Consider the following 20246-nt stretch of genomic DNA (forward strand, 5'->3'; position numbering starts at 1 on the left):
TTCGCTGACGGCGATCCTGTTCCTTGCCAGTGCGGTGGCCTCGTATCTCTCGATGCGCCTCGATGAAGACCGTCCCCTCGCTCTCCGGCTAGAGCGAGTCGCCGACATCTGCTTCATCATCGGCCTCTTCAGCCTTTCTACGATCACGCTTTTCTTCGCCTACGAGACGATCTGACTCGAAAGGCGCTTAGGACTATTCCCCGCTGCGGATCCGGTCGATAAGCGACTGCCAGATCGCGAACAGCTTCTCTTGCGCCGCTGCTTCTTGGAGTAGTGCTAGAGGCACATAAGGTTCGCCATCGACTGCTCGCTCCCCGTAGCGCTGGCCGAATGTTTCTTCGAGCGTCGCAAGCACCTCACGACGAACCTCAACGTTGTCGAAGGGCGGGCTCTTCATGACGTAGCATAGGGCTGTCGTTACCCGGCCGTTCATCCTCATGACCGAGGGCCAGCAATGCCCGCGGTCGTGAACGAATTTGACGATCAGCGACGGTTTCTGCGCGCTGGTCACCTCATACACACCGCCCTGAGCCACCCACCAATCGTAGATCGCGCGAGCGGCCATCGTCTCACCAGGTCCGCGCTGCTCGGCAAACAGGGTGAACCACTCTTCATATGATACCGCAGGCCGGGGAGGGGCCTTAGTGGACGTCGAACTTGTGCCCTTGCGCCGTTCAGCTTCTGCTGTGCGTCCAATGAGGCGTGGGACCAACGTGCGTAGCCCCTGCCCGGCATAGTGCTTAATCTCGAGGGCAATGACCTCAGCTGGGCTCATCTGAGCGTTCAGAAATTCGACGATCCGCTTGAGCTCGGGATAGATGACGTCCGCAACGAACACCATCCGGATGCGGCCCGCTCGCAGGTTCACATCTACGACACGCCAAAACTCTTCAAGGTCGGCCTCAGGGCGTCCTAGATGCTCACGGAGCGCTTCGTCTGCATCACGCTCAGCCGCCGCACATGTGCGTTCGAACTGCTGCCGGATCGCCTCAAGGGGCCAGTAAACAACACCGTTTGCGGCATAGTCGAGCATCTGGGCCACGACCTCGCGCCGTCCCCGCGTGTCACTGGCACGCTTGACCTCAATGAGGGTCGGAACACCATCCTGGTCAACGAAGAGATGATCGAGCGACCAGCGGCCAGATCCACCTTCTTCACCCGGCACAGTCTGCTCGCGCGCAATGAGCAGCCAGCGACGTGGGTTCGTTGGATCAACGGCATCACCGGCGATCAAACTTGGGTGGTTCGCCAGAAGCCTCTGAAGCAGGTCCTCACTCTCGAAAGGACTCGAACGCATTTCGACAAGCGTGTTGTCATCGCGGATCATGTAGACGCCGTCTGTCACGCCTGCGGCCTTTTCCTAAAACGAAGAGTTCAATCAGCTTCCGCCGGCGACATATGCCTTGATCGCCCTAGGCATCAACCGGTTCTTCGTCGGCTCGCGCCCGCAGCGCTTCATAGAGCTGCGCCGGTCCGAGAAGCACATCCTTCAGGCCCTCTCTCACCTTCTCCGAGCCGATGGCCTGCTTGCTCAGCGACGCGTGGGCCTCGAAGGCGTCAATGATGGCGTTCATTAGCTCGCTTCGCAGCGTAGGAGAATTGTCGAACTGCGCCTTCGTGTTGTTCGCGGCTTGCGTGACCAGCGCGTCCGACTCAAGCATTTTGTCGCGTAGCGTCGTCACATAGCTGAGCTGATCGCCGTCTGTGGTGTCGCCCCCGAAGAGGTCGTTCACGCGCTCGATAATCTCGGCAAGGAGCGCCTTCTCTTTCTCCTGCACTGAACCCGAGCCCATGCCGGTCATCGGAGTGAGCTTGGTCTCGTCGCGCCCGGAAACGTCAAGCCGACGCTGGCCTTCGTTCTTGAGGCTGTGGTGCGTGAGCGTCACTTTCGAGAGGTCAACGCCCTGACGTTCGCGTCCGAACTCGAGTAGCGGCACGAGGCGCTTGTAGAACAGAAAGCGCTTCTCGACCGCGGTGTTGGCGTAGTCGAAAATCTGCGACAGGAAGCTGTAGGCGCTCTGATATGCGACCATGTCGCTCCTGAAGAGGAGGAGCGCGTCGAGCTCGTCCTTGGCCTCGCCTGCGCTGTCGCCGTCCTCCCGCTCTGTCGCACGCAGTAGGCGCTCCTGGGCGGCCTTGAAGCGCTTCAGCAGGCGATCGGCCACTGGTTCAATCGCCGCGATCAAGTCGCCCTGCTTTGCCTTCGGGTTCATCTCCACCGCGGCGACCCGGTCCACCTCGAACTCATCGTAGTGGCCGCTTGCGTCGAGCTTGGCTTTCAGGTCGAGAACGATGTTCGGGTCCGTGACGCCCTCGAGCTCCGCTGTGTCGTAGTAGGTGCGAAAGGCAGTTAGGATCTCCTCAGACGAGTTTACGAAGTCGAGGACGTAGGTGGTGTCCTTGCCTGGGTGCGCACGGTTGAGACGCGAGAGCGTCTGCACCGCCTGAATGCCTCCAAGGCGTCGATCCACATACATCCCGCAGAGCAGGGGCTGATCGAAGCCGGTCTGAAATTTGTTGGCGACGAGCAGCAGGTGAAAATCAGCGCCAGCGAAGGCCTCGCGGATGTCCCGGCCCTTGAGGCCGGGGTTCAGCGTGGCGCTCCCCTCCGTAAACGGTTCCTCGTTCGACTCCGGATCGTCCACCTCGCCTGAAAATGCCGCAAGCGTGCCTAGCGCGTAACCCTTGGATTTAATGTAGCCGTCGATCGCGAGCTTCCAGCGCACCGCCTCGACACGGCTCCCGAGCACAACCATCGCCTTAGCCTTGCCCTCAAGCAGCGGCTGGACGTTCTCGCGGAAGTGCTCGACGACGATCTGCACCTTCTGCGCGATGTTGTAAGGGTGGAGCCGCACCCAGCGCATAATGCCTTTAAGAGCGACGCTGCGCTCGACCTCCTGTTCGTCCCACTCCTGTCCTTCGTTCGCGAGGCGGAAAGCGAGGCGGTAGGGCGTGTAGTTCTTCAGCACATCGAGGATGAAGCCCTCCTCGATCGCCTGACGCATCGAGTAGACGTGGAAGGCGGCCGGCAGATTGGTAGGGCCAGGCGGCTGATCCAGATGCGGTCTGCGGCCGAACAGCTCGAGCGTCTTAGCCTTCGGAGTCGCTGTGAAGGCGACGTAGGTGACGCCGCTCTCTCCGGCGCGGCCGGCCATCTGGGCAGCGAGGATGTCCTCAGCGCTCATCTCGCCGCCATCCTGCAGGTCGGCAATCTCCTGTGGGGAGAGTAACTGCTTGAGCTTTTTAGCGGCCTCACCGGTCTGTGAGCTGTGCGCCTCGTCGGCGATCACCGCGAAGCGCTTGCCTTCCGTCGCTGCGAGGTCGCGCACCGCCTCGAGAGCGAAGGGGAAAGTCTGGATGGTGCAGACGATGATCTTTTTGCCTTGAGCCAGCGCCTCAGCGAGCTGGCCGCTCTTGGCACCGCCTTCGCTGCGAATGGTCGCCACGACGCCAGTGGTGCGCTCAAAGCCGAACAGCGCGTCCTGCAGCTGGGAGTCGATGACGTTGCGATCGGAGACTACGATCACCGTCGAGAACAGCTTCTTGTCCGCCGCGTCGTGTAGGTCTGCGAGAAAGTGCGCCGCCCACGCGATCGAGTTCGTCTTACCGGAGCCGGCCGAGTGCTGGATCAGGTATTTGCCACCTGCCCCCTCAACGCGCACCGCGGCCGAGAGCTTCCGCGTCGCGTCGAGCTGATGGTAGCGCGGGAAGATCAGGCCGGTGATCGTGCGCTTGGAGTCACGCTGGGCGACGAGGTAGCGGCCGAGGATCTCAAGCCAGCTCTCGCGTGCGAGCACCTCCTCCCACAGATAGGACGTGCGGTGCCCATTCGGGTTCGCCGGGTTGCCGGCGCCGCCTTGGTCACCCTTGTTGAACGGTAGGAAGCGCGTCGCTGGACCAGCGAGTTTGGTCGTCATGTGCACTTCGCTGTTGCTCACCGCGAAGTGCACCAGCGCGCCGCCAGGGAACGACAGCAGCGGCTCACGCGCCTGCCCCTTCGCCTGCGGCAGCCGGTCGAAGCGATACTGGTCGATCGCGTCGGTGATCGACTGCGTGAAGTCCGTCTTGAGCTCGAGGGTAGCGACGGGCACGCCGTTTAAAAACAGCGCGACGTCGATCGAGTTCTCGTTCGCCGAGGAGTAGCGCAGCTGCCGGACGACACGCAGCCGGTTCGCCTGATAGGCCGCGATGATGACCGGGTTCGTGCCGAAGGCCGGTCGGAACTGCGCGAGCTCGATGCGCCCCTTCACGCCCAACATGTCGACACCGTGCCGGATGACATCGAGCGCACCGCGATCGTCAATCTGCTTGCGCACTCGGTCGAGCAACGCTGCTGCTGCGGCTACGCCCTGGCTGCGGCTGAGTGCCTCCCAAGCCTTCGGCTGCGTCTGCTGCACCCATGTGATGAGATCGGCCGGAAACAGCGCGCGTTGGCGATCATAGTGCGCAGCACTGCCCGTCTCGTAGACCCAGCCATGCGCCGCGAGGTGCTCGCAAATCTCGTCCTCGAAGCTAATCTCTTTGTGCAGGCTCATGCGAACAGCCTGCCAGTCGACGTCTTCGATCCAGCACCGGTGGGCACGAGGCCGTGACGACGCATCCAGTCGAGCCAGATCTGTAGCTCGTCGATCCGAAACTTTCGTGCCTTCTCAGGGTGCCATTCGGACAGGAAAGCTAGGGCAATCTCCATATCGGCGGGTGTCTCGCCGTCGATTAGAGCATCGTTCCAGACAGCGTAAAGCGTCGCAATGGCCTCGGCAGCGCGAGTGTCGAGGTCGGCGAAGTCGGTGATGAGCTTGTCGAGCTTGGCGATGCGTTCATCGCCAAGCCATTGGGCTAACTTGGCACGAAAGCGCCCTTTTGTAGGGCAGGGATGATACCGCACCATCTTGCGATCACCTGGATCATCGACGACGAACCCTGCCTCAAGAGCCCCATCTTCCACCTCCTTGATCATCATCTGGTCCAAAGGACCGTAGGGCATGCGGATGTAGCGTCCAGCGAGTTCGTTGATGTTGGCGTGGGTCTCGGCCAAGTAGAGGACTTTCTGAAGCTTGGTCCGCCCAAAAGTTGGCTGAGACGCCGACTGCTCAATGATCTCGGTCGCGACAAGGCGTCGGGCACGCACCCGATCAATGGGGAAAGTTAGAACCGCAGCCGACGGGCGGACGTCGATCTTACCTGTGACAGCGGCAGAGATCAGCGCGGCACGACGCTCATTGAAAAGCACGACCATTTGTTCGGCGGCAGCCGTTATTTCTGATATTTGGCGCAGGACGGGGGCTAGCCACCTCACTACATGCTGTTGCTCTTCTAGAGGCGGTAGAGGAAGTTGAAAAGCACTAAGATGCTCTAAGTTTAGTCCGGGTTGAGCGGCTCCTTTCTGATAAAGCGACACCTGAATAGAACCTATATTAGATCCAAGAGCCAATGCTAAATAATCACTACTTATTATACCGGTTGCTGGAGCTAATCGAGCTGTGGTCTGGGTTATGTTTCCGCCATCCAAAAATGCAGGAATTACAGCAGTATTGCCTAGTCCTGCTCCAACAATGGTGATGACTACATCTCCGGGCTTAAGCCTTGCTCTCCGATAAGGAAGCTCAACAACGTCAGAGACACGAAATATTTCCTCTGGCATAACCCAGCCGCGTGAGTAATCTTGCCCCCTCACCATGAAGCGGCCTTCTGGGTCTCCCTCCCCTGGCTGAACGATCCCGTAAGTGATTGGCCGTTCTTGATCGATGAGACGGCGCAATGCCATAATTTTCCAATGCGCTGGCACCTCGCCGAGCCAACCGATGCCGCTGTCCTTCATAATGGCATCAGGGGCGAGGCCCTTGGTGACAGCATGGAAGATGATGGCCCGTCGTTTCTCCCTCAGCAGCGCGATCAGACGCCGTTGCTCCTCTACCAGCGCATCGATCTTGGCCGTCTCACGATTAAGGAAGTCAGCAATTGCCCGCTGTTCCTCTGTGGGAGGAAAAGGGAATAAGTGCCGTCGAAGAGTCTCAGCAGGAAGATGGGCTATAGTTGCTTTGGCTTCACCACCCGAGAAAGCGCCGAATTTAGCCGCGCACGTTAATACATAGAATAAATATCGAACATCATCGCGCTCGTGATATCTAGGTCGCAGTCGATGCAAAGCTTTTTGATAATAACAGGGATCAACACCGCCATTCCAAATAGCCGCACGACCAACCTCTCCACCTTCGCATACCAATAGGTCTCCGGGACGCAAGGAGTATCGCGAAACGTCAGAGCCATTAAAATCCATTAGGGGGAGGTCTATTATATTTATTTTACCCCACTGAACATCTGTATTTCTTAAGTAATAACCTGGAAAATTACCTGTTATACGACTCTCGTCTAGCATCTTCCCAAGTTCGACTATATACCGATAATTAAGGGCGCATACAGCCCAATGGTTTGGCGTCGCGCCAATCCATTCGACCTTGCGTTCGACATACTTTTGATACGCTGGAAAGCTCATGCCGCCAGTCCTTCGAGCATCGCCTTGATGCGCGTCGTTACGGCCTCAAGCTCCGCGTCGATCTCGGCAAGGGGCCGTGGTTGCTCGAACACATGGAAGTGCCGCGTGAACGGGATTTCGTAGCCGATCCTTGTCTTCTCATGGTCGATCCATGCGTCGCTCACGTGCGGCAGCACCTCGCGCCGGAAGTAGGTCTCGACGTCCTCGTCGAGCTGCACGTTCTCCGTGTCGCGCAGGCTTGAGTCCGTCTGAGGTTTGCCCTTGGCCTTGCCGCGCTGGCTGAGCAAGACGTTGCCAGCCTCGTCGCGCAGCGGACGTTCGATCGTGATGGCACGATAGCCGAAGGCGCTGTTGTGGAGGATGCGGGAGAGCGGCGTAAGTTTAACCTTGCCGCCCTCGGGTGCCGTGGGCTCAGCCTCGCCAGCGAGCAGGACCTTACGCCCGACCTCCTTGCCTGCGTCGTCGAAGAACGTCACGAGACGGGCCTCAACGAACCCGCCAAACAGCCGCGTCACCGTATCAATCTGATCGGCCGACATCTCCTTGCGCTTGGAGCCCAACGTCTTCCGCATCTTACGCCAGAAGGAGCTGGCATCGATCAGCTGAAGCTTGCCGCGGCGCGCCTCGGGCTTCTTGTTGCTGAGGATCCAGACGTAGGTCGAGATGCCGGTGTTGTAAAACATGTCGGTGGGCAAGGCGACGATCGCCTCGACTAGATCGTTCTCGATCACGTAGCGGCGGATCTCGCTCTCTCCGCTGCCGGCGCCGCCCGTGAATAAGGGCGAGCCGTTGAGCACGATACCAAAGCGGCAACCTCCTTCCTCGCGCGGGCGCATCTTCGACAGAAGGTGCATGAGGAACAGCAACGACCCGTCCGACACGCGCGGCAGTCCGGGTCCAAAGCGCCCATCGTAACCTTTCTGTTCGTGCTCGGCGCGGACCTGCTTCTCAACCTTCTTCCAGTCGACGCCAAAGGGCGGGTTGCTCAGCATGTAGTCGAAGCGGCGCCCAGTATGGCCGTCCTCCGACAGCGTGTTGCCGGGAGCGATGTTGCCGATGTCCTGCCCCTTAATGAGCATGTCGGCCTTGCAGATCGCATAGGACTCCGGGTTCAGCTCCTGGCCGAACATGGTCAGGTGCCCCTTTGGATTGTGCTCAGCGAGATATTCACCCGCGATCGACAACATGCCGCCGGTGCCAGCTGTAGGGTCGTAGATCGTGCGCACGATGCCTGGTTTGGTCAGCCCCTCATCATCCTCGAAGAACAGCAGGTTAACCATCAGCCTGATCACTTCGCGAGGGGTGAAGTGCTCACCGGCTGTCTCGTTCGAGATTTCGGCGAACTTCCTTATGAGCTCTTCGAAGGCGAGGCCCATCGCTGTGTTGTCGACTTTCGACGGGTGCAGGTCGATGCGAGCAAATTTTTCCGTCACTTGATAGAGCAGCCCAATCTTGGCGAGCCGGTCGATCTGGGCGTGGAACTCGAACTGCTCGAAGATGTCACGCACTGCCGGTGAGAAGCCCTCGACGTAGCGGATGAGATTGGCTCGGATGTTGTCCTGGTCCCCCATCAGTTTTGCGAGATCGAGAGGATCAGTGTTGTAGAAGCCCTGCTTGGCTGCACGGAGCAGGAAGGGTTCCGGATTGAGGCCCAGGTTGGTCTTCGCTTGCAACTCAGCAAGGACGGCTGCCTTGGTGCCCTCTAGCACGCAGTCAAGGCGCCGCAGGACCGTGAACGGCAGGATCACCCGGCCATACTCTGACTGCCTGTAGTCCCCCCTTAGCAGGTCTGCGACCGACCAGATGAACGATGCAAGCGCCTGATGATTCATGAACGGCCGGCCCTCCTGAAACAGGCTTGTGTCATGTGGCCATGAGGAGCAGCAACTGGGCAGACATCTAATCTCCCGCTTCTGGCCTCAGATCACCCGAGCCAACACCCGCTGCACCTGAGTGGCCGACCACGATGTTCCTCCCCGTGCGGTCGGAATTCCACGGGAGTTGAGACCTGTCGCGATCTCTCGGAGCGATGATGCCCCTAAAGCGCGAACGTCCTTGATGGTCTCGGCGAGATCGAGCGCCCGTGCGTCAGCGATGCGGGTGCGTGCTGCCCGGCCTCGATCGCGCCCAACATCCTGACGCTGCAGATTTTCTGGGGTGCCGAGCTTCTTACCTCGCGCCTTGGCCGCGGCCAGCGCCTTGCGCGTGCGATCCCCGATGAGGCCCGCCTCCAACTCGGCCACAGCGACCATCTGCTGGAGCATGAACCGCCCGGTCGGCCCCTCGATCTGCGGTAGGTCGCAGAACCTAACCTCGACTCCAGCCTCGAGAAGGCGCGAGAGGAACGCCACCGACCGAGTGAGGCGCGAGACGTTCGCGACGATCAGTATGGCGCCTCTGATCCGGCACTGGGTCAGTGCCTTGGCAAGCTCGGGCCGTTCTGATGAGCGTCCGCTCTCCACCTCGGTGAACTCGCCCACGAGGCTCCAGGAGCCGCCGTTCAGGAAGGAGCGGACTGTCTCCTGTTGGGCCTCAAGGCCCAGCCCTGAGCGGCCCTGCCGGTCGGTGGAGACCCGGTAATAGGCGACGAACTTGCCCTGGGTCACGTGCCGGCCCCTCTTCCACCCGATGTCACGTTCTATCGAACGAACGTTTAACAGAACGATACGAGTCGGTTCGTGATAATCAATTGCAGCTTTGCTCGTGCAAATCGCACGAACCTCCCCAGATGACCGTTAAGGGAGCGACTATCAACAAGGAGAGCAAATCTTCTGATAGAACTGTAAGACAATGATCAAATCCGTTAGAGCATCTGAATTTTACTCACTTATAGAATATAAATGATGCTGAAAAGGGCTTAAATTGAGGTGGTCGAGAGATTTATATTTATATAATAAAACAAATTTAAAATAACATAAATAAAATTTATAAGTCAAACTCCTCTCTTACATGACTAAAATTAATTACTTCGTATCCAAGATTTACACTTGCTTGATATAGCGGAAAATCATCAGTTAAAAGTATTATTCCTTTAGTCTGTATTTCTAAAAGAACAGCATCAGCCAGACCTAAAAAAACAAAATTTGCATTTGATGTAGCAACTGTGCTTTTAATAAATCTCTCGCTTGTCATGTCCACTATAGATTTGAATGAAATTGCTATATCATTCTTTGCTTGTTTATCACTAATATAATACATTAAATTAGATGTTTCGCTTAATACGTTTGGAGTAAGTAGTAGTCCTGAAGACTGAGATATGATTAGTTGCAAAAGTTCGAATAATTCCTTATTGTAAACTTGAGTCCTTTTGTGTTTTTCTAAATACGGTTTTGATGCCGCTTCCGATGCGAGGCCAACTACAAGCAAAAGAAGCATGTTAGTATCGATTGCAAGAAGTTTAGGCATTATTAGTCATCGCTTGATCTATTGGTGACAGATTGCACTTCTCCCGTAGAGTCTTTGATCGTTACGACCTTAAATGATCTTTTCAAATTTTTTTCTCCACTAAAAGCGGTTACTACAGTTCTTTCTGAGTTCCACGGTCTCGAAAAACCAACAGTTATAAGCCAGTTTTCGTTTCTATCGTCGAATTTTACTTCCTCAAGACCAATGTTTGATGGGTGCTCTGGTCCAAATACATCTTCTATCCATCCTTTTGCTATGGATATAGCTTCTTTTGCCTTTAGCATTGTCATTATGTTCGCCTTATCTCTGAGAACTTTTTGCGCGGTTGGCTTGCGGTGGAGTTTGTGATCGGCTCACAAAGAAAACGTATCTGAACCGAGTTGGGTATCAAGTCCGCACGGCAGCTGCGATGCTCTCTCATTGAGCTGAACCTCAGTCAGTGCGTCGAAATCCGGGCGTCTCCATCGCTTGGGGCTCATCAGGCTGAAACTCGCGCAGGAGGACGGAAGCGTTCTGCCTCGGATCGCCAAGCGTCTCGCTGCTCGGCGAGCTCAGCAAGCTGTGCTCGTAAGGCTAGGACCTCTGCGTGAAGTTCTCCGCTGTCGACAGCGAGCTCAATGCACTGATCCTGGATCTGGGCTAGCTCGAGTCGTAGCTCGTTGTTCTCGATCGCGAGAGCGAGCAGCTCAGCCTCGTAGGGCATGGTGTCCGTCATCATCATCCGTAGGAAGAGTCATAAGCCCCACCTTCGGCACCAGGGGCCCGAGTAGGGCAACAAGCACGTCCTCGAGCGTAGCTAGCTGACGGAATTGGTCGCGGGGCACCTCCCGATGGTTTTGCCGGATCGGCCGGACACCCTCCTTGTTTCGGGTTGGACGTCGCGGATTCGCGTAACCGTCAAGCTGCGGGAGTGGCTCACCTGGCTCCCCTCCGAACCAGAAAAAGGGTCCCATCTCCAGATCAGCCTGCACTCTGATCCAGATCACGCACCCGCTTGGCTTCTCGGCGAGTGAGGCTGCAATCGAAACAGCATCGGGCTTGGCCTTTGAGCCGGTTTTGAACTGGATGTGTCGAACGACGCGACCGCGTGCAAGAACCAGATCATACCCGTGAGCATCGAACTCGGAGCGGAGGACCTCCACGTCGTAGATCCCGAGACGCCAGAGGGACCGCAGTGTGTCGCCGACAAACACGTGTTCGACGATCCGCTCGCGGAGCGTCGAGTGGCGGAAGTGAGCTGTCGCATCCATCATCTTGTGCGCCCTCACCCAACCAGCCGGCGCCACCAGGATCGTGCGTGCATCGCTGCGAGGCTTCCCTCTGCCTCATCAAGCCGGGCCTGCAATTCGCGCTCACGCACCTTGGCATCCTCGACGGTTCTGCCGGCCTGATCCGTCTCAGCTGCCATCCGCTCACGTAAATCCATCAGCTCAGTCAGATGCTGCTCCTGGAGGGTAGCAAGACGCTCCTCTATGGCCCTCAGCTCGGTCTGGGCGATTGCAGTGTCCCTTTGGGCCTCGGCCCGCGTCCGCTCAGCCTCGATCAGCCGATCGGTCATCGCCTGCGACTGCAATGTGAGCTGAGAGATCACAGCAACCAACGCTTCTAAGTCGTTGGTATCCTTGCGTTGGGTCTCATGTTGGGGTGGGAGCGTTGGGTCCCTATCGGCAGGATTGTTGGGAGGAGAGCGTTGGGGTTTGATGGGACCCGCACGGAGCTCTTCAGCGGGCATCTCGACCCGGACGATATCTTGAGGATGGTTGCCCGGGATGAGACGCCACTCGCCCTTTGCGGCACGACGCTTCGCCTTGATGCGGGCACCTTCGATGCCGATCCCGAAACTCTCGGCAATCTCACGATATGTGACTTGAATGAGCTCCGCCGCAGCCATCCCAACGTCCTCGATGTGATCGGAGGCCAACGTTGGTAGGTGAGGGGTAGCCCACGCTGGGAGGGGCCTGCTGGCACCGCTAACGTGAAGGGAGCCCCTCAACAGATGCGTGCCCCTCCTGACGTTGGGGGGGGTTGGTTGACGGAACGTTAACAAAGACTTCGTTGACCCAGGCGGAAGGGCTTCAATCCAGTTGTCGCGCCGCACGACAGCTTCCCATCATGTGTTGATGGGGAGGAGCTTGAAGCCGCCTTCCGACGTGTGGCCCGGACGAGGCAAAACTGCCTCAGGCCGCCATAAGACTTTTGCTTGACGTAAGGGTAGCGTGCCTGAGGTTGACCGACTCGATGGCAACCTTCACGGTTAACAATTCGGCGCAGGTGCGCCCGGAGATATCTGCAACGAGCCGCTGACGTCCAGAACGAGAGAAGCCCCCTAACCCGCTTGCCGGCGGATCGGAGGGCTTCTGAAATCGGTGCGGTTTTGAAGGAACCTAGACAGTCCTCAAAATCTCACGCACGGCCCCGGCCGTCAAGGGAGAAGGTGACTTCTCCCAACGAGATCGTTTGTCCTGACGCGGCCCCATGATGGGGCGAGACGTGTTTGTGAACCAGATCGAGGCCGCGATTGCGGTGGCCTCTTCGACGGCGCTCGTCGAACTCAACCGGGTCATATGGTCCGGCCTGTCCTCTGGCGCCTTAAGCGAGGACGACGCGCAACGCCTGGCCGAGGCCATCCACATGCGCCAGACCGTCGCCAAGACCCTACGGGAACCCGTAGGTGGTGCGACCAGGCCGGCGACGCTCTTCTCTCCCCGTCGCACCCAACGCCCGCCTGTGCGCTCCGTCGCGATCGAGCGGCGCCGACGCCTGGCCGCTTCCGGTCCCCTCCCGCCCGCGCTCGCGGCCAGGTTCACGACGGGCGAGGCCGCGGTGCTCCGCATCGTGGGCGACGAGTGCCGGGACAAGGGCCGCTGTGTCCTCCCGCTTGACGCCATCGCGGCGCGTGCTGGCGTCGGCCGCACAACGGCACAGAAGGCCATGCGCGAGGCCAAGCGCCTCGGCCTCGTCAACATCGAGGAACGCCGTCAGACGGGCGCGAAGAACCTCCCGAACCGTGTGACGGTTGTCGACCGCGAGTGGTCCTCGTGGCTCGCCCGGTCCCCGAAGCGAGGCATAGGGTTCGGAAAAGTGAGCACCACGGAAACTCAGGTTCTATCGGGATCAGAGAAGGCGGCTTCATTGCGCCAAAATCGATCAACGCAACCTAGATTCGTGCCTTACAAAGGCACATATCAAAAACCCCGAAGTCATGTGCGCAATGCAGACTAGCGTTCGCAATACAGAACAGGTGATAGCGACATGGATGATAAATCGGTCAATAAGATTGTTGCCGCGATTCTTGCAGGACATGCAGCTTCTGCTACTGGCAAGAATACCTCAGCCACCACATACGTTCAGAGATACATTTCTGTTCTTACTGAACTAAATGCTTATGAGAAAGAAGAAAGCGATAAAGTCGCCAAAGACCTGGCAGATACTATGAGGAATATAAATCGTTAGTCATCAAGTTTAAATGCCTTCATGAGCACGGCCGCGTCGTCGACTTCTGGCGCGAGCCGTAGCTCCTCCCGCGTCCTGGCGATCAGGTGCGCCTTGTAGAATCGAATGGCCCGCTCGACGGCCTCGCCCTGTTGCTTGAGACGTAGTCCGAGGTTCACTGCTTGAATGTCTTCAATCGCCTCCTCCCGGAGACGAGTGGCGAACGCCTTGCGCGGCGCCCCGCGAGGACGGCCAACGCCGCGCTTCTCCGTCTCCTCGGCCGGCGCGGGATCGAACGTCTCTGGCCGTGTGGAGAAGTCGACGATTACCTCGGCCGAGGGCGGCTTCACGTCGGCTTGGGAACCCGGCTTCAGCTTTTTGAATCCAGCCATGATTTCGCTCGCTAGTTTCGACTAATTTCGGCTTACAACCCGGCCCGATCGATGATGGCCTGAACGAGTGCGTCGGCTCGCTCGGACAGTCCCTTGAACCGCACCTCAGTCACCGCCTGGCCTTCGTTCTGCGCGATTCGATACGCCGGTCGTTCGAGGAGCGCACCTGGCAACACGTCGAAGCCGGCCTCGGCCAGGTAGGCGCGGGCGAACGCCTCCTCGGCTTCCGTCCCGACGCGGACTAGGGCGACCGCGAGCTTGGATCGAGGGACGCCGGCCCTGACTAGGGAGTTGAAGACGATCGTCGCCGGTTCAAGATCGTCCACTGACGTGCTGGACGGCTGCACGACGAGGGCTGACCCCTTCGCGATTTCAAGCGTTCCGGCTGAGGCCCGTGCTGGTCCGTCAACAATGAGCAGGTCGACATGTGCAGCTGCCTTGAAGGCGTCAGCTGCCGTTCTGAAGGGCTCGACGGGCACGACAGGCTCAAGACCTGCTGCCATTCGCCGTCGTGCCCAGTTCGTCGAGGTGCCTTGCTCAACATCGAGATCGGCGATCTTCACAGCGAGCCCGCTTGCCGCGGCCTCCCGCGCTAGCGCTCGTGCGAGTGTCGACTTCCCGACCCCACCCTTCTGCGAGATGAAGCCTATCACCGTCATCCACGTTAGCCCTTATAAACCGCTGATAGTTTTTGCTTACAGAAAATCATGCGAAGGCGATAGCACTTGCGCATCTCAACCACTTTATGACGTGCACATTGCTAAAGGGTAGGAATCGTGTATATCTAAAAGGGGTCATTTAGATATGAGTAAAGATAGACACCCCTATGAACGACCAGACGCCTACGAGAAAGAAGCTCAAGCCGGCGATCGCATACATCCGCGTATCGACCGAGAAGCAGGGGCGGAGCGGGCACGGCGAGGAGCTCCAGATGGTAACGATCCGGGAGTTCGCTCGTTATGAGGGCTACGAGATTGTAAGAACATTTAGTGATGTAGAGACCGGTATGGGTGAGCAGAGCATGCACAGCCGACCCCATGTGAGGGAAGCAGTCATGCTTGCTCGCGAGAAGGGATGGACAATCCTTGTGGATGGGCTCGATCGCTTCAGCAGGAACACCAGCGCTATCGAGAAGATCATCACCGAGGGCGGTGTGAAGCTCATCAGCTGCCGGTCCGGTGAGGGTGCCTCACATGCCGTCATCATGAGTGAAGCTGCTCGCGCTCAGCGTGAGGGCGAGCTCATCAGCATCAACACCAAGAGCGCTCTCCAGAAGCTCAAGGACCAAGGAGTGCCGCTCGGAAATCGCACGAACCTGCCTGAGGCTCGCTCCCTCGCTGTCGCTGCTACTAAGGCCCGGGTCGACAAGCAGGTGCGTGAGCTGACTCCGGTGATCGAGGAGCTCCGCGACAGCGGGTGCACAACCGCGAGGACCATCGCCGAGGGCTTGAACGCGAAGGGCTACCGGACCTCTCGCGGCATCGAGTGGACGGAGAGAAACATCCGGCGCCTTCTCACCCAGATCGATGAGCGGAAGCAGGTGCTACAGGGCGAGCCCTATGCCGAGAATGAGCTCTGGGGCCGGTTCTGATGAGTCTCGTTGCCGAGCGGAAGTCCTAGAAGCCGGCGCAGCCCGTGAGGGCTGTGCCTTCTGTGCTCACCACGTTTCCAGCGCCGTCCTTGGCGCCAAGTTCCCTATCCCCGGCTCCCCTATTCCGGAGCCCGTTCAGCGAGGACGTCGTATTCCAGGACGACCGAGGTCTCCTCAGGCGTATCTCCGAGTTTCGTCATGATCCTCGTCACCCTGCCCGTGATCGACTGGGCGATACCGCGCTGACCTGTGAAGCTCGGAAAGTGCCCATCGATGAGAATCTGCTCACCGACGGGCGGCACGCGCTCGACCCAGTGATCCTCCTGGTTCGGCTGCCATCCGGGCGGGGTTGGACCGTTGCGAAGGGCGTTGACCTTGATTGCCATGGTTGAATCTCCTCAAACGGAGACGCAACGACGATCAAGCTCGACAGTTCCTGAGCGATTCCCTAGTGCCGGATCAGCTTCTCGTTGGGGAAGAACACGCGGATGCACGCATCCTCCGGTTTCACCGCGGCGATGTGAGTGATGCTTGTGATCCGCCCTTCAACACTCTCGCTATGCCCATCGCGCATGCCGGGAAGTCGAACGCTCTCGCCGATCCGTGGCAGCTCGGTGAGATAGAAGAACTCTGCCTCAGGAAGCCACCCGCGCAGGTCACCTGCTGGGAAAAAGTAGGCTTTGATCGCCATGGCCTCATCTCCCTCATAGGAATGTGTAACAGCACCCAAGCTTGACTGCTCTTGGCCCTCTAGCCGTCTGCGCTGCCGTCACACTCGATAAGCGCCTGCACGTCGTTCACATTGCCGGCCGGAATGTGGGTGACGCGGGTGATGAGGGCATCGACGCTGCACCCCACACCGTTTCGCAATGTTCCCTCGACCCTGATGAAGTCGCCGCTACGGGGCGCTTCCCCTAGGACAACGGGCGTATGATCTTGGGTCCAGCTCTGGGGCGGGTTGTCTACCAGGATTTCCAGCTTGATCGCCACGGTTGCATCTCCTCAAACTGAGCCAGAACGATGCTCAGGCGGGACTGTTCCTCATCCTTGGTGTGATCGGATCCTCGTCATCCGAGCTTCACGTTCTTGCCGTTTCTCGCGACGCAGGCGCATCTGCTCGGCGCTCGGCCTTCGGATCTCCACCGTCTCGTCTCCTAAGGGGAACACGCGGGTGTAGAGCTCGAACGCACGCTCCAGCAGCTCCTTACCGGTCATGCTCTGGGACGCCGCGTAGACCTTAAAGGCGTGTCGTAGCTCAGGCTGGACCTTGAAATTTAGGTCGACGAAGCCCTCAGACGGGAGATGCAGGTTCGGCGTCGTCTCCTTGTTGCTGGGAGGGGCCGCCAGGCGCTTTTTCGCGACCGAAGCAGGCCAGACAGGGGAGGGCGCCTCGACGGGCTCTACGGGGCTCTCAAGCGCTCCCCTGACGGTAACTTTTCCCTGGGCCTTCTCGGGGTTCGGCCGTTTCGAGAAAGCCTGTTTCATGCTGGCACCTTCTAAGATCCGACGGGCGGGGGGGGGGGGAGTTTGTTGGCGATCTCACATCCGATCGCCTGCCTATCAGTCTGGCCAACGAACACCATCAGTTCGCATTAAAGGGTCTGTTGGAGAGCGACCTTCAACTCGTTAGGGGCCTCGGCCAGCACGGCCAACTGCCCCTTCCCATGTTCGCACAGCGAAGGATGGTGTCTCCTAGCTCCACCTAAAGCCCTGCTTCGTGCAGGGTTTTTTTGAGTTTTGCCCGTGAGCGCTTCAGCGACTACGCGGCAGTGATGCTCGGATGATCTTCACTGCGGGCGGCACACGTCGAGCCGTCTCCACGTCCATCTGGCTCATGTGACAAGCATCACGCTCAATGCCGAGCTCCTGAGCGAGCCGGTCGTAGGCAGCCTCCCGGTCCATGAGGCCTCCCTTCCAGAGCTGGTCGAAGGCGGTGTGGGCATTCCGACGAGTGACTATGCGTGCCCGCATAGCTCTGTGGCTCGTCTCATCGCGCAAGGGCTTGCTGCCCCTCGACCAGAGCCCGCACGGCACGCACCGGTTCTTGATACCGTGAGCCGTCACCAGCTGGGTCGCTGGCTGACCGCAGTGAGGACAGAGCAGATCGCTGCCGGACATCTGTGGCTGAAGATCCTTGCTGAACGAGGACAACTTGTCCGAAATCGTCCCCAAAGGATCAATGCAAACATGCTCAAGGGGACATTTGTGCGACCAGGATGTCCCGAAATGTCCCCTGAATGTCCCCTCGTTGTCCGCAAAATATGTCCCAAACGGTCAATGCGAACGCGATTTGCCGAAATTGTCCCATTAGGTGAGGGGATAAGCTGTCTGTGAACTCCAAGATCATCGTTACGGTTGCGAAATAGCGTTCCCTGCTGCTTGTTACTCGCGCAAACGTTGCTTCCGCGCGTTCTTCCTTGGAATGTCCACCTAATCTCTCATGACAAATTATCTCTGCACGTAGAATACTATATCCAGTAAACCTAAATGTAATATTTCATAATGTATTTATATCCTGCCATCATAGAGAATTCACCCCTTGCTCTCCTCCTTTATTTTTCGAGCTCTCTCCAGTCTTTCCCGCTCATTTCGCTCACGCATCCCAGCAATTTTCTCTTTGCACTTGTCGCGAGCCGCAATGGACGAAGGAGACTTGAAGCCGGTAAAGCTGGCAACCAACCGTTTATTTTTATCGGTCACTTCAACAGCAAGTTCTTGGAAATCAGCACTAAGCAACCAATCTGTCGGATCTTCCATCAATATACTTCTTGTTGGAGAATCACGATGACCAAAAAAGGTTAGAACATCTTCAGTAGAGCCCTTATTTTTTCGGAAGCGCGTCTTGTTTAGAAATTCGACAGGCGATGAAATCTGGAGATAAGCAGCACCATAACCCTCCGTGTCCTGCTTCCTGTAGACGCAGTTAATCTCCAGGATCATGGTGCCGTTTTGATCGCGCTGCGTTATGCGCTGATCGTGATGGTCATCAATCGGGTCAATCTTATCAACGACGACCCAGTCGTCCTTCACAGGTTCGGCGTTACATCCGCCAACTCCCACTGCCATAATGGTCGCGCAGATCAGGGCAACACAACTGGTTCGGCTGTTCACTGCATGCGTCTCCGTCGCATCGAAAGGATCTCAGCCTCTACCCCATAGCGCCCTTCAGCCGTCAACGGGGACTAATGAGATTGAGGTCAGGGGGTCATGTGGCCCTCGCCGAAGTAGCGAAACATACCCTCAGGCGACCAACCGTCAGCGTAACTGTGCTGCTCGCCACTGGAGCCGGTGAGCCGGATGATAACGGGATGCTGGCCGCTGTCGACCGCCTGGGTGTCTCGTCGACAGTGGTAGAGCTTCTCATCAAAGGGCCCCACGCCATCAGTTCATGGCCCTCCCAAAGGCAGTTTGTTACCACGTTGACGTAGTGAGCCGTTGTAGTATTTTAAGATGATGAAGGTGGTTCGGTTGAAGCCCTACATCCGGGCGATGAGAGGAATGGGCCTTGATGAGACGGTGGTAGCCGAGATCGAGGCGATGATCGTCAGGGCACCTGATGCTCACCCCATGATCAAGGGACTGCGTGGAGCTCGTAAAGCCCGCTTTCCGCTACCAGGTCGGGGCAAAAGCGGAGGAGGCCGCACGATCTACTACGTCGCGATCGCGCCTGGTGTGCTGTTCATGATGACGGCCTATCCGAAGAACGAGCGGGACGATCTGTCACCAGAACAGCGCAAGGCGATCCTCGAGGCGATCGCGAGCATCAAGGGAGTCGAGCCATGACGCAGAGCACTCAGCAGCCCACTGGCTCCCGGGTCGGCGACGATCTGGTAGAGGCCTTTCAGGAGATGGCCGCCTACCTGCGTGGTGAGGTTGAAGCCCAGAGCTATGAGGCGCCGGACGATCTCATCACCCCTGAGCGGGTGAAGGCGATCCGGCGAACGGTAGCCGCATCGACCAAAGAGTTTGAGCAGCGGTTCCGGATCTCGGCGAGGACGATGGAGTCCTATGAGCAAGGACGTCGCCGACCCGATGCGGCGATGCAAGCGCTCCTGCGTGTCATCGAGCGTGAGCCAGACGCTGTGCGTCGAGCACTCGGATCTTAGATCGTTGTTGGTGTTGCGCCACCTTCCGCACCATCTCTGTCGATGATGACGACCCGAGAAAATTCAGCGATGAGCCTCCGTGATCTTCTTGCGCCTTTGGTCGCTTTTCAGGAGCTCGAGCACCTCACGGGCCAGCGCTTCTCCGAGCCGGAGCTTGCGAAGATGCAAGAGTTTGCGAGGGCTAAGGGGCAGACGTTGGAGGAGGCGCTCGATGGCTTCCTCACTGCCTTGCGCAACATCAGCCAGGACGACCTGACGAAGGTGGTAGAGCGCCTCGAGGCTGACCGCCGGGGTTCTCTTCACTGAGAGGAAGGTCCCACGATGCGACTAAGGATGCCTGCTCCTGCATGGGACGCTCAAGGCAGACTGAGGATCGCTACAGGGCAGCGCTGAGAGGCGAAAGCGATTTCGGCGACAACGACTGCTACGAACACCACGGATGCCGCCATGCGCCAACGTTGCGTATTTTCCAGTGCACTCACTGCGCTGCACATCTCAATCGAATAGATCTCGATGGAGTTCGAGGGCAGGCAGGCGCTGAAGCCTCGAAGACCAGGTTTACCCCTAATGCAGTGGTCGATCTGGCCTGACCCCTCCAAGCGCCGGAGCTCCGCATGAAGAGACGAGGCCCAAACCGCGGGCATGGCCCCCGTGCCTTATCCCAGCACATCCTACCCGCCGCGGGAACGATGATCGGGGTCTGCACGACGCTGGTTGGGTTGGTGAAGATCGCCGAGGCCCAGATCGGCCCGACTCATGTGGATGAGGCCGTTTCGCTGACGGCGATCCTGTTCCTTGCCAGTGCGGTGGCCTCGTATCTCTCGATG

The 20246-nt window shown here is 58.3% G+C and carries 23 protein-coding genes and 1 pseudogene; 7 read left to right on the forward strand and 17 right to left on the reverse strand.

Annotation, left to right across the window (positions count from 1 at the left end; genetic code table 11):
• Nucleotides 1–193 precede the first annotated feature (193 nt).
• The 9 genes from RQI43_RS24185 to RQI43_RS24225 form a co-directional block, all read right to left on the reverse strand.
• Nucleotides 194–1345 carry a hypothetical protein gene (locus RQI43_RS24185; protein WP_311276853.1) on the reverse strand — a complete coding sequence of 384 codons (1152 nt, stop codon included), beginning with the start codon at nt 1343–1345 and terminating at the stop codon, nt 194–196.
• A 67-nt stretch (nt 1346–1412) separates the two neighbouring features.
• The gene (locus RQI43_RS24190) at nt 1413–4535 is read right to left on the reverse strand and encodes a type I restriction endonuclease (RefSeq protein WP_311276854.1); all 3123 of its coding nucleotides are present in this window, start codon (nt 4533–4535) and stop codon (nt 1413–1415) included.
• Nucleotides 4532–6493 carry a restriction endonuclease subunit S gene (locus tag RQI43_RS24195; RefSeq protein WP_311276855.1) on the reverse strand — a complete coding sequence of 654 codons (1962 nt, stop codon included), beginning with the start codon at nt 6491–6493 and terminating at the stop codon, nt 4532–4534. Before RQI43_RS24195 ends, RQI43_RS24190 begins: the two co-directional genes overlap by 4 nt.
• On the reverse strand, nt 6490–8325 hold the full coding sequence (locus RQI43_RS24200; protein WP_311276856.1) for a class I SAM-dependent DNA methyltransferase: 1836 nt from the start codon (nt 8323–8325) through the stop codon (nt 6490–6492). Before RQI43_RS24200 ends, RQI43_RS24195 begins: the two co-directional genes overlap by 4 nt.
• A gap of 87 nt (nt 8326–8412) precedes the next feature.
• Nucleotides 8413–9099 carry a recombinase family protein gene (locus tag RQI43_RS24205; protein ID WP_311276857.1) on the reverse strand — a complete coding sequence of 229 codons (687 nt, stop codon included), beginning with the start codon at nt 9097–9099 and terminating at the stop codon, nt 8413–8415.
• 319 nt (nt 9100–9418) lie between these two features.
• On the reverse strand, nt 9419–9898 hold the full coding sequence (locus RQI43_RS24210) for a hypothetical protein (protein WP_311276858.1): 480 nt from the start codon (nt 9896–9898) through the stop codon (nt 9419–9421).
• Between the two features lie 2 nt (nt 9899–9900).
• The gene (locus tag RQI43_RS24215) at nt 9901–10188 is read right to left on the reverse strand and encodes a hypothetical protein (protein WP_311276859.1); all 288 of its coding nucleotides are present in this window, start codon (nt 10186–10188) and stop codon (nt 9901–9903) included.
• A gap of 396 nt (nt 10189–10584) precedes the next feature.
• Complete coding sequence (locus tag RQI43_RS24220; protein ID WP_311276860.1) at nt 10585–11151, reverse strand: hypothetical protein; 567 nt, start codon at nt 11149–11151, stop codon at nt 10585–10587.
• Nucleotides 11152–11162: 11 nt separating this feature from the next.
• The gene (locus RQI43_RS24225; RefSeq protein ID WP_311276861.1) at nt 11163–11789 is read right to left on the reverse strand and encodes a hypothetical protein; all 627 of its coding nucleotides are present in this window, start codon (nt 11787–11789) and stop codon (nt 11163–11165) included.
• A 605-nt stretch (nt 11790–12394) separates the two neighbouring features.
• Between RQI43_RS24225 and RQI43_RS24230 the strand changes: the two genes are divergently transcribed.
• Nucleotides 12395–13120 carry a hypothetical protein gene (locus tag RQI43_RS24230; RefSeq protein ID WP_311276862.1) on the forward strand — a complete coding sequence of 242 codons (726 nt, stop codon included), beginning with the start codon at nt 12395–12397 and terminating at the stop codon, nt 13118–13120.
• A gap of 30 nt (nt 13121–13150) precedes the next feature.
• Nucleotides 13151–13351, forward strand: a complete 201-nt coding sequence (locus RQI43_RS24235; RefSeq protein ID WP_311276863.1) for a hypothetical protein — start codon at nt 13151–13153, stop codon at nt 13349–13351.
• Here the strand turns inward: RQI43_RS24235 and RQI43_RS24240 are convergent.
• A complete protein-coding gene (locus RQI43_RS24240) occupies nt 13348–13722 on the reverse strand; it encodes a hypothetical protein (protein WP_311276864.1) in 375 nt (124 codons plus the stop codon). The two genes, RQI43_RS24235 and RQI43_RS24240, sit on opposite strands and share 4 nt — an antisense overlap.
• A gap of 32 nt (nt 13723–13754) precedes the next feature.
• A complete protein-coding gene (locus tag RQI43_RS24245) occupies nt 13755–14381 on the reverse strand; it encodes a P-loop NTPase (RefSeq protein WP_311276865.1) in 627 nt (208 codons plus the stop codon).
• Nucleotides 14382–14548: 167 nt separating this feature from the next.
• On the opposite strand from RQI43_RS24245, the gene RQI43_RS24250 reads away from it, so the two are divergent.
• Nucleotides 14549–15313 carry a recombinase family protein gene (locus RQI43_RS24250; protein WP_311276866.1) on the forward strand — a complete coding sequence of 255 codons (765 nt, stop codon included), beginning with the start codon at nt 14549–14551 and terminating at the stop codon, nt 15311–15313.
• A 119-nt stretch (nt 15314–15432) separates the two neighbouring features.
• Here RQI43_RS24250 and RQI43_RS24255 read toward each other — a convergent pair whose 3' ends face one another.
• From RQI43_RS24255 to RQI43_RS24275, 6 genes are all read right to left on the reverse strand, one after another.
• A complete protein-coding gene (locus RQI43_RS24255; protein ID WP_311276867.1) occupies nt 15433–15699 on the reverse strand; it encodes a hypothetical protein in 267 nt (88 codons plus the stop codon).
• Nucleotides 15700–15761: 62 nt separating this feature from the next.
• Nucleotides 15762–16004 carry a hypothetical protein gene (locus RQI43_RS24260; RefSeq protein ID WP_311276868.1) on the reverse strand — a complete coding sequence of 81 codons (243 nt, stop codon included), beginning with the start codon at nt 16002–16004 and terminating at the stop codon, nt 15762–15764.
• Nucleotides 16005–16063: 59 nt separating this feature from the next.
• The gene (locus RQI43_RS24265; protein ID WP_207413991.1) at nt 16064–16303 is read right to left on the reverse strand and encodes a hypothetical protein; all 240 of its coding nucleotides are present in this window, start codon (nt 16301–16303) and stop codon (nt 16064–16066) included.
• A 51-nt stretch (nt 16304–16354) separates the two neighbouring features.
• Nucleotides 16355–16798, reverse strand: coding sequence for a hypothetical protein (locus tag RQI43_RS24270; RefSeq protein ID WP_311276869.1), 444 nt, complete (start codon nt 16796–16798; stop codon nt 16355–16357).
• Between the two features lie 267 nt (nt 16799–17065).
• Nucleotides 17066–17431: a zinc-finger-containing protein gene (locus tag RQI43_RS24620; RefSeq protein ID WP_405030698.1), complete on the reverse strand. Its 366-nt coding sequence runs from the start codon at nt 17429–17431 to the stop codon at nt 17066–17068.
• A gap of 414 nt (nt 17432–17845) precedes the next feature.
• On the reverse strand, nt 17846–18424 hold the full coding sequence (locus RQI43_RS24275; RefSeq protein WP_311276870.1) for a hypothetical protein: 579 nt from the start codon (nt 18422–18424) through the stop codon (nt 17846–17848).
• Between the two features lie 357 nt (nt 18425–18781).
• Between RQI43_RS24275 and RQI43_RS24280 the strand changes: the two genes are divergently transcribed.
• The 4 genes and pseudogenes from RQI43_RS24280 to RQI43_RS24295 all read left to right on the forward strand — a co-directional run.
• Nucleotides 18782–19096, forward strand: a complete 315-nt coding sequence (locus RQI43_RS24280; RefSeq protein ID WP_311276871.1) for a type II toxin-antitoxin system RelE/ParE family toxin — start codon at nt 18782–18784, stop codon at nt 19094–19096.
• Nucleotides 19093–19419 (forward strand): transcriptional regulator, encoded by a 327-nt coding sequence (locus RQI43_RS24285; RefSeq protein WP_311276872.1) that lies wholly within the window; start codon nt 19093–19095, stop codon nt 19417–19419. The genes RQI43_RS24280 and RQI43_RS24285 overlap by 4 nt, the downstream gene beginning before the upstream one ends.
• A gap of 69 nt (nt 19420–19488) precedes the next feature.
• Nucleotides 19489–19725 carry a hypothetical protein gene (locus tag RQI43_RS24290; protein WP_311276873.1) on the forward strand — a complete coding sequence of 79 codons (237 nt, stop codon included), beginning with the start codon at nt 19489–19491 and terminating at the stop codon, nt 19723–19725.
• 308 nt (nt 19726–20033) lie between these two features.
• Nucleotides 20034–20246, forward strand: a pseudogene (locus RQI43_RS24295) (hypothetical protein); the annotation flags it as partial.

The sequence above is a fragment of the Methylobacterium sp. WCS2018Hpa-22 genome, from assembly GCF_031843785.1.
In the GTDB taxonomy this organism is placed as follows: Bacteria; Pseudomonadota; Alphaproteobacteria; order Rhizobiales; family Beijerinckiaceae; genus Methylobacterium.

Coding starts and splice junctions, on each gene's coding strand:
- RQI43_RS24260 (WP_311276868.1), bottom strand. CDS start 16,004: ATGGCGATCAAAGCCTACTTTTTCCCAGCAGGTGACCTGCGCGGGTGG.
- RQI43_RS24215 (WP_311276859.1), bottom strand. CDS start 10,188: ATGACAATGCTAAAGGCAAAAGAAGCTATATCCATAGCAAAAGGATGG.
- RQI43_RS24210 (WP_311276858.1), bottom strand. CDS start 9,898: ATGCCTAAACTTCTTGCAATCGATACTAACATGCTTCTTTTGCTTGTA.
- RQI43_RS24245 (WP_311276865.1), bottom strand. CDS start 14,381: ATGACGGTGATAGGCTTCATCTCGCAGAAGGGTGGGGTCGGGAAGTCG.
- RQI43_RS24620 (WP_405030698.1), bottom strand. CDS start 17,431: ATGTCCGGCAGCGATCTGCTCTGTCCTCACTGCGGTCAGCCAGCGACC.
- RQI43_RS24285 (WP_311276872.1), top strand. CDS start 19,093: ATGACGCAGAGCACTCAGCAGCCCACTGGCTCCCGGGTCGGCGACGAT.
- RQI43_RS24240 (WP_311276864.1), bottom strand. CDS start 13,722: ATGGCTGGATTCAAAAAGCTGAAGCCGGGTTCCCAAGCCGACGTGAAG.
- RQI43_RS24250 (WP_311276866.1), top strand. CDS start 14,549: ATGAACGACCAGACGCCTACGAGAAAGAAGCTCAAGCCGGCGATCGCA.
- RQI43_RS24290 (WP_311276873.1), top strand. CDS start 19,489: ATGAGCCTCCGTGATCTTCTTGCGCCTTTGGTCGCTTTTCAGGAGCTC.
- RQI43_RS24200 (WP_311276856.1), bottom strand. CDS start 8,325: ATGAATCATCAGGCGCTTGCATCGTTCATCTGGTCGGTCGCAGACCTG.
- RQI43_RS24225 (WP_311276861.1), bottom strand. CDS start 11,789: ATGGCTGCGGCGGAGCTCATTCAAGTCACATATCGTGAGATTGCCGAG.
- RQI43_RS24270 (WP_311276869.1), bottom strand. CDS start 16,798: ATGAAACAGGCTTTCTCGAAACGGCCGAACCCCGAGAAGGCCCAGGGA.
- RQI43_RS24220 (WP_311276860.1), bottom strand. CDS start 11,151: ATGATGGATGCGACAGCTCACTTCCGCCACTCGACGCTCCGCGAGCGG.
- RQI43_RS24255 (WP_311276867.1), bottom strand. CDS start 15,699: ATGGCAATCAAGGTCAACGCCCTTCGCAACGGTCCAACCCCGCCCGGA.
- RQI43_RS24195 (WP_311276855.1), bottom strand. CDS start 6,493: ATGAGCTTTCCAGCGTATCAAAAGTATGTCGAACGCAAGGTCGAATGG.
- RQI43_RS24235 (WP_311276863.1), top strand. CDS start 13,151: ATGGATGATAAATCGGTCAATAAGATTGTTGCCGCGATTCTTGCAGGA.
- RQI43_RS24190 (WP_311276854.1), bottom strand. CDS start 4,535: ATGAGCCTGCACAAAGAGATTAGCTTCGAGGACGAGATTTGCGAGCAC.